Below are 6798 nucleotides of genomic sequence, written 5' to 3'. Positions count from 1 at the left end.
TCGTGGTCGCCTCCTCCGGTAACGCGGGTCACAACCCGTACCTGACCGGCTCGCCGGGCACCGGTGACGGTGTGATCTCGGTATCGGCCGTCGACAGCGCCGAGGGTTTCCCGGGCGCGACGATCACGGTCGGCGGCACCCCCGTCGAGGCGATCAACGCCAACGGTGCCTCGCTTGACGGCATCGGCGATCTGACGGTCGTGCGCCTCACCGGCGACAACGCGCTCGGATGCTCGCCGGCGGCATTCACCGCCGCGGGAGTCGTCCCGGGCGGAAAGCAGATCGCGGTCGTCGACCGCGGGTCGTGCGCCCGTGTCGCCAAGGCCATCTACGGCCAGCAGGCCGGAGCGGCGGCCGTGGTCATGGTGAACAACACCGACGACCTGCCGCCGTTCGAGGGCGTCGTGACGGCCAATGCCGACACCGGGGAGCCGTTCGACCTGACGATTCCGTTCCTCGGCGTGCGCTCCTCGAGCGGTCCCGCCTTCGTCGCCGGCGCCACGGCGAGCCTCGTCGCCACGCAGATCGCCAACCCCGGCTTCCGCGGCTACGCGTCGTTCAGCTCGTCGGGTCCGCGCTCGGGCGACAGCGCCATCAGCCCGGACGTGGCCGCCCCCGGCGTCTCGATCTCGTCGGCCGCGGTCGGCTCGGGCAACGGTGCGGCGATCCTGTCGGGCACCTCGATGGCCGCCCCGCACGTGGCGGGTGTGGCGGCGCTGTCCGCCGAAGCGCACCCGTCGTGGACGGCTCCGCAGATCGCGGCATCCGTGGTGTCCACTGCCGATCCCGACAAGGTCGCCCGGCAGAGCCTGACGCTCGGCGGGGTGGGTCTCGTCGATGCCGCTCAGGCCGTGGCGACGACGGTGACGGCGACGGGTGACGCGTTCCGGACGGAGAGCGGTTGGGCGCGCGAGTCGGCGCTCAGCTTCGGCTTCCAGGAGTCGCCGCTGGGCTTCGGTGGCGTGAAGACCGTGACGGTGCGCAACGACGGGCCGACCGCGGTGCGCTACGACGTCTCGACGACCCCGTCGGCGCAGTCGAAGAAGGCACGCATCCTGCTCTCGAACCGCTCGATCACCGTCCCGGCGCATGGCTCGGCGAAGGTGCTGCTGATCGTCGCCGCCGCCGCGAAGGACGTGCCCAGCTCGGTCGGCGCCGACGACCAGTTCGCGTTCTCCGAGATCTCCGGTGACATCGTGCTCACGTCGTCCGACGCCACGCTGCGCGTGCCCTACCTGCTCGTGCCCCGCGCCGACAGCACGGTGCGCGCGACGACGAACGGCCCGTGGTTCAGCGGCAAGCAGAAGGTCGCCGACGGCACCAAGAAGCTGACGCTGCGCAACCTCGCCGGCGCCCTGCCGGCCGGTGCCGACGTGTACACGTGGGGCCTGTCCGACCCGCAGGACGCCAGCAAGACCCTGGCCGACACCGGGTACGACATCCGCGCGGTCGGGGTGCAGTCCTTCCCCGATGGCGACGACACGCTCATGGTGTTCGCGATGAACATGCACCACCGCTGGTCGAACGCGGCCGCGAACGAGTACGACATCGTGATCGACAGCGACCGCGACGGCACCCCCGACTGGATCGTCCTGTCCGCCGACTCGGGCGGGGTGCGCAACGGCGACACCAACGGTCTGTCCGAGGTCTTCATCGTCAACGCCAAGACGAAGGAGACGGCCGCCGCGGGCTTCCTCACGCAGGCGCCGACCGACAGCAGCACCCTGCTGATGCCGGTGCGGGCGAGCGATCTGGGCATCACGGGGGCGTTCTCGTACACGGCCCAGACCTTCGCGTCCAACGACGCGTCGGACGCCGTGGACGGGTGGGCGACGTATGACCCGACGGCGCCGGCGATCAGCAACGGCCAGTTCGTCACGGTGCCGAAGCGCGGTTCGGCCAGCGTCGACGTCACCTTCAACGCGAAGCAGATCGACGCGCAGAAGCCGCTGGGCTCGATGGTGGTCGTGATGGACAACCAGTCGGGCGCCGATGAGGCGCTGCTGCTGCCGCTGAAGAAGTAGCCCCGGCGAGGCGGAAGAGGGGGTGGATGCCNCGNCATCCACCCCCTTCTTCTTTCGTGTGCGCTGTCGCGTCGTCGCGTGTGCTGTCGCGAGGTCAGGCGCAGAGCTTGGGCTCGGCGCCCTGACCGAACCGGTAGTCGTAGGTCTTGCCATTGACCGAGACGACCACGCGCATGCCGTCGATCTGCGCTTGCGTGTAGGACTGACCCGGAGACGGGCAGCCGAGGGAGCCGTCGTTGAACGTCACCGCTTCGGAGGACACGAGCGCGGGGGTGCCCGTCACGCCCCGCTTCGTGAGGTCGGCGACGAGGGCGTCCCAGCGGCTCTGGGGCACGGCGATCGCCGGCCCGCTCGGGCCGATCGGTCCCGGTGTCGTCGTCTGCAGCGGCGGGCGCGTCGACGGGGAGACGCCCGGCAGCTCCGCAGCGGGATCGGTGCCGCCGGAGCTGCACGAGGTGAGCGCGAGCGCCGCCAGGGCGATCACGGTCAGGATCGGGGTTCTGCGCATGGGGGCCTCCTCGCGCCGACGGATGCGGTGTGCCGGATGAAGTGAGGGTAGGCCCTGCGCCTGCGAATGCGCGGAGAGAACGGCGAAGTCCTGCGTCGACGCGACGGCGGGAGTCGAACCCGCAACGCACCCGGTTATGAGCCGGTGCCCGGGTCCGCCCGGATCGCCGCGATACCCCGGTGAGGGGACGCCCCCACGCTAACCCGCCGTGACCGCCGGGGACAGGTGTGTGACCTGTGGTTGCGATATGTGTCCGCGCGTGACACGGGCGATCGTCGGGGTCACAGCGTCCGATCGAACGCGCCCTGGCGCGTGGAGACGATGTCTTTGCCGAGGGGCATGAGAGAGATCGGGATCATCTTGAAGTCCGCGATCGCCATCGGAATGCCGATGATCGTGATGCACAGCGCGATGCCGCTGACCAGGTGCCCGAGCGCGAGCCACCACCCGGCGAGGATCACCCAGACGACGTTGCCGAGGAACGAGCCCACGCCCGCCGTCGGCTTCGGCTCGATCGTGCGCCCGAACGGCCAGATGACGTAGCCCGCGGTGCGGAACGAGGCGATCGCCCAGGGGATCGTGATGATCGGAATGCACAGCACCACACCGGCGACCACGTAGCCGACGAACAACCAGAATCCGGCGAAGATGATCCAGACGATGTTGAGGATCGTGCGCATGCGTCCATTCTCCCGTCCGCGCGGGGCTACGCGCGACGCCGGATCGCCGCGCGCTGCGCATGACGCAGCAGTCCTACCAGCCCGGAGATCAGCGCCAGTGCGCCGAGCGCCATGAGCGTGGCGGCCACCAGCGTCGTTCCGGTCAGCTGGGGGACGATCATCGACAGGTTCTCGAGCGCCCGAGGCGTCCAGGTCAGAGCGGCACCGACGGTGGCGAGGGCGGCGAAGACGAGCCCCCAGACGATCCCCGCCCAGCGGATGCGCGGGCGCGGCAGGGCCTCGGGCGCGTCGGGCGCGAGAGCGTCGGCAGCGGATGCCGGGAACACGTCAGAGTCTGTTGTGGAGTCGCTCATCGGGATCCTCCTGTCGTGGTTGCGGGTGATGACTGCATGACGGAGATGAAGCCGCTGTCCTGCGCGATGACGATGCGGTGGTGAGTGCGGGCATCGGCGGCGCCGACGGTCGTGGTGAGGCGGATGCGCCCGTCAGCGAGACGGGTGCTCGTGACGGCGGGGTCGTCGGCGAGGCGCGCGGAGGATCTGCCGTCGGCATCCGCGAGGCGGACCCGATCGACCGCGGCGTCCCGCGTGGTGATCTCGATCTCCATTCGGACGGATCCCTCGAGTGGCTCCGCCATGATCTGCGTGTTACCCGAGGTCTTCTCCACGTAGACCGAACCGTCCACACCGTTGTCTGGAGCGACGATGACGAGGTCGCCCCACGTCTGCACGAACGGGGCTGATGCGGAGGCGCCCGGCTGGGAGCCGTTGCCCACCGAAAGCCAGTAGCTCCCGATGTGGAGGCTCTGCGCGACCGGCGCCACGGTCGCCGCGCCCGCGCCGAGCAGCGTCACGACGGTCGCGAACGCGAGGAAGCCGCTGCGGCGGCGCAGCACACCGGCGACCACCATCGACACGCCGAGCGCGACCGCCGCGACGAACAGTCCGCGTGCGGGGCCGAGAGCATCGCGCTGGGCGATAGCCGTGGCGGTGCCCGCGATCACGGCGATGCCGAGCGCGACCCCGACGAACGCGAGCGGCGTGCGCGGCGAACTCAGGCGCCGCAGTCTCCGGCGCTCGGCGGCTTCGGCGGCGAACGCGGTGGCGCGCTCCTGCCGCTCACGGCGAGCCTGCTCGCGGACGGCGCGATCGACATCCTGCTGCTGCCGGCGCCAGGCGTCGTCCTGCATCTTCCACGCGGCGTGCTGCTCGCGCCACGCGGCGTACGCGTCGTCGTCGGGTGCAGGGCGTGTCGACGCGGCCGTGCCGGCATCGGTCGAGGAGTCGGCGGCGGTGGCCGGGGAGGGGAGGGCAGGGGAGGATGCCGCGAAGCCGGCGGCATCCGTCCCCCGCGGGTCCGCGGGGGCGACCGGACCCGAACCGGTCGCCGCGGCGGACGCATCCGGCGACGCATCCGCAGCGGAAGCCCTCTGCTGCGGGGGTGCCGGGGGCGCGGAGCGCGCGGAGTGACGCGCGGCGCGCACGATGATGAACAGGAGCGCGACGGCGAGAGTCAGACCGACGGTCACCAGCAGCGCAGACAGAGCAGACCATCCGCCGAGCCCGGGACTCAGCATCCATCCCGGGATCCTGCCGACGAAGACCACTCCCGGTCCGAGCGGGATGAGACCGAGGATCAACAGACCGAGGATCCCGACCTGGGCCGGCTCGAACCGGCGACGCAGAGCGTCTCGCAGCACGATCCGGCCGTCGAGGTCGGGCAGCAGTGCCCAGGCGAGCGCGTAGAGGAAGATCACCGGAAAGCCGAACAGGCCGACCACGACGAGGATGCCGCGGACGATCAGCGGATCGATCCGGAGGCGCGCGGCGATGCCCGCGGCCACCCCGCCGATCCAGCCGTCACCGCGGACCATGCCCAGTCCCGAGGTCCACGAGAAGAAGCGGTCGCCAGTGTTGCGGCTTTCGGCGGCGGTGTGGCTTCCGGCGGGAGGGGGCGGCGTCGACGATGTGGTCTGCGGCGGGTCCACGGGTGGAGTGGTCATGCAATGATCTTCGCGGCGCGGCACGCGCGCCGACCATCGGGGGAATCCCTGAGACGGCCCTGATCTCGGCGGCCGCAGCGGTGACGGCCGAGGTCGCGGATGGTTGGATGGCCGTATGACGCCCGCCGCCGCCTCGGACGCCGCGCGCGCCGCGCCCGCGCCGCGCCCGGTGCCGCCGGCCCGGCCCCCGCTCGTGCGCCCTCGCGAGGGCGTCGTCGCCGGCGTCGCCGAAGGACTCGCCCAGCACCTCGGTGCCCCCGTGAGCGCCGTGCGCGCGCTGTTCGTCGTCCTGGCGCTGTGCGCAGGCGCCGGCATCCTGTTCTACGCCTGGTGCTGGGCCTTCGCGCCCCGCGCCGCGGGAGACGCGCCGACCACGAGCTCGGCGCCGGTCGCCTGGATTCTCACGTGCGGCGCCGCGATCGTGCTGCTGCCGCTGAGCGCGCTCGCCGTCGTCGGCGCGCGGGAGAGTTCGGACCTCGCCGTCGTCGTCGGCGCGGCATCGGCCACAGCCGCAGCCGCCGGAGCATGGGCGACCCTGGTCGACCGCCGCGACCCCCTCCGCGGGCCGGGGCACGCGGTGATCGTGCGAAGCGCGGTCGTGGTCGTCCTGCTCGCCGTGTTCGCACTGACCATCCTCGCCCTCCGCGAGGGTGCGGCGGCGGACGCCCTGCTGATCGTGGTGCCCCTGGCCGCACTCGCCGCGATGCTGTCGTCCACCTTCGTCGGGAAGTGGCGCGAACTCACGGGTGAGCGCGATCGACGCATCCGCGAGGAGCAGCGCGCTGAGATGGCCGCGCACCTGCACGACTCCGTTCTGCAGACCCTCGCCCTCATCCAGAACCGGGGCGGCGCTTCGAGCGACGTGGCGCGGCTCGCCCGCGCACAGGAGCGGGAGCTGCGCGCGTGGCTCTACGACGGCGACCAGCCGGCCGACAGCGACCTGGCAACCGACCTCCGTGATTACGCCGCGGCGCTCGAGCTCGACTACCCGGTGCGCATCGACGTCGTCGTCGCCGGGGTCTCGAGCGAGCGGGCCAGCGGCGAGATCGCGGCCGCCGCTCGAGAGGCCATGCTGAATGCGGCACGTCACGCCGGCGGCGACGTCTCGGTGTACATCGAAGGACGCTCCGACGGCGTCGACGTCTTCGTCCGCGACCGAGGGCCGGGGTTCGCCCTCGACGACGTCGCCGCCGACCGGCTCGGTGTGCGGCAGTCGATCATCGGGAGGATGCGGCGTCTCGGGGGCACCGCGACGGTCACCTCGGGACCGGAGGGCACCGACGTGCACCTGCGGTCGGCCGGCGCCGAGGGGAACGGCCGTGGCTGACGGCATCCGCGTGGTCATCGTCGATGACCACTCCATCTTCCGCTCGGGTCTGCGCAGCGACCTCGACGACACCGTCGAGGTCGTGGGAGAGGCCGCCGACGTGCCGACCGCGATCGGCGTCATCGCCCAGACGCGGCCGGACGTGGTTCTGCTCGACGTGCATCTGCCCGGCGGGCACGGCGACGAGGCCACAGGCGGCGAAGAGGTGATCCGCGCTTGCGCCGGAGTGCCGACCCGGTTCCTCGCGCTGAGTGTGT

Annotated in this window: 7 protein-coding genes and 1 tRNA gene; 3 read left to right on the top strand and 5 right to left on the bottom strand. The window is 71.7% G+C overall.

Annotation, left to right across the window (positions count from 1 at the left end; genetic code table 11):
• A partial coding sequence (locus I5I_RS13910) for a S8 family serine peptidase (protein ID WP_036321058.1) occupies window positions 1-2024 on the top strand: 2024 nt, incomplete at its 5' end.
• A 94-nt stretch (window positions 2025-2118) separates the two neighbouring features.
• Here the strand turns inward: I5I_RS13910 and I5I_RS13905 are convergent.
• The 5 genes from I5I_RS13905 to I5I_RS13890 all read right to left on the bottom strand — a co-directional run bounded on the left by I5I_RS13905 (window position 2119) and on the right by I5I_RS13890 (window position 5214).
• Complete coding sequence (locus I5I_RS13905; RefSeq protein WP_036321055.1) at window positions 2119-2532, bottom strand: hypothetical protein; 414 nt, start codon at window positions 2530-2532, stop codon at window positions 2119-2121.
• A 98-nt stretch (window positions 2533-2630) separates the two neighbouring features.
• A tRNA-Met gene (locus I5I_RS16950) sits at window positions 2631-2703 on the bottom strand.
• A 110-nt stretch (window positions 2704-2813) separates the two neighbouring features.
• The gene (locus tag I5I_RS13900; RefSeq protein ID WP_036321052.1) at window positions 2814-3212 is read right to left on the bottom strand and encodes a YccF domain-containing protein; all 399 of its coding nucleotides are present in this window, start codon (window positions 3210-3212) and stop codon (window positions 2814-2816) included.
• A 26-nt stretch (window positions 3213-3238) separates the two neighbouring features.
• Window positions 3239-3565 carry a hypothetical protein gene (locus tag I5I_RS13895; protein WP_148285567.1) on the bottom strand — a complete coding sequence of 109 codons (327 nt, stop codon included), beginning with the start codon at window positions 3563-3565 and terminating at the stop codon, window positions 3239-3241.
• Window positions 3562-5214, bottom strand: a complete 1653-nt coding sequence (locus I5I_RS13890; protein ID WP_083868035.1) for a PspC domain-containing protein — start codon at window positions 5212-5214, stop codon at window positions 3562-3564. Before I5I_RS13890 ends, I5I_RS13895 begins: the two co-directional genes overlap by 4 nt.
• Before the next feature lie 115 nt (window positions 5215-5329).
• Between I5I_RS13890 and I5I_RS13885 the strand changes: the two genes are divergently transcribed.
• Together I5I_RS13885 and I5I_RS13880 are read left to right on the top strand one after the other, a co-directional pair.
• Window positions 5330-6541, top strand: a complete 1212-nt coding sequence (locus tag I5I_RS13885; protein ID WP_051039640.1) for an ATP-binding protein — start codon at window positions 5330-5332, stop codon at window positions 6539-6541.
• Window positions 6534-6798: response regulator transcription factor (locus I5I_RS13880; protein ID WP_036321046.1), on the top strand; the 265-nt coding region annotated here is incomplete at its 3' end. The genes I5I_RS13885 and I5I_RS13880, both read left to right, overlap by 8 nt.

This window comes from Microbacterium sp. B24 (assembly GCF_000333415.1).
Lineage (GTDB): Bacteria > Actinomycetota > Actinomycetes > Actinomycetales > Microbacteriaceae > Microbacterium.
Note: the sequence above shows the minus strand (reverse complement) of the source record. Positions and strands in the feature narration are given on the sequence as shown.

Excerpts from the sequence above, each read along its gene's own strand:
- I5I_RS13895 (WP_148285567.1), bottom strand. The coding sequence starts at position 3,565 with ATGAGCGACTCCACAACAGACTCTGACGTGTTCCCGGCATCCGCTGCC.
- I5I_RS13885 (WP_051039640.1), top strand. The coding sequence starts at position 5,330 with ATGACGCCCGCCGCCGCCTCGGACGCCGCGCGCGCCGCGCCCGCGCCG.
- I5I_RS13905 (WP_036321055.1), bottom strand. The coding sequence starts at position 2,532 with ATGCGCAGAACCCCGATCCTGACCGTGATCGCCCTGGCGGCGCTCGCG.
- I5I_RS13890 (WP_083868035.1), bottom strand. The coding sequence starts at position 5,214 with ATGACCACTCCACCCGTGGACCCGCCGCAGACCACATCGTCGACGCCG.
- I5I_RS13900 (WP_036321052.1), bottom strand. The coding sequence starts at position 3,212 with ATGCGCACGATCCTCAACATCGTCTGGATCATCTTCGCCGGATTCTGG.